1 protein-coding gene is annotated in these 280 nt (G+C 45.7%); it reads right to left on the bottom strand.

Annotation, left to right across the window (positions count from 1 at the left end; genetic code table 11):
- A partial coding sequence (locus tag AAEY88_RS13070; RefSeq protein WP_350563072.1) for a tryptophan 7-halogenase occupies positions 1-280 on the bottom strand: 280 nt, incomplete at both ends.

Here is a 280-nt window from a genome sequence, read left to right as displayed (position 1 = left end):
CAATGGCACTGTCGCACGGTAACCAGTGGCTCCAATCTTCAAAGCCAGTGTTTAAGGTTTGCTCAATAAGCAACGCTTTAAATCCGGTGCAGTCGATAAATAAATCGCCTTCAATTAACGCGCCATTTTCAAGCTTTAACGCGCGGATATTACCCGTGTCGTCGTGTTGTAATACGTCGGCTATTTTACCTTCGATGCGGGTCATGCCATGGTGCTCGGCAAATTTACGCAAAAACTTAGCATAAAGGCTCGCATCCATATGGTAAGCATGGTTGTAGTC

Source organism: Psychrobacter sp. CAL346-MNA-CIBAN-0220, assembly GCF_040309805.1.
GTDB lineage: Bacteria > Pseudomonadota > Gammaproteobacteria > Pseudomonadales > Moraxellaceae > Psychrobacter.
The sequence above is the reverse complement of the archived record's forward strand: the minus strand, read 5'-3'. Positions and strand labels throughout refer to the sequence as shown.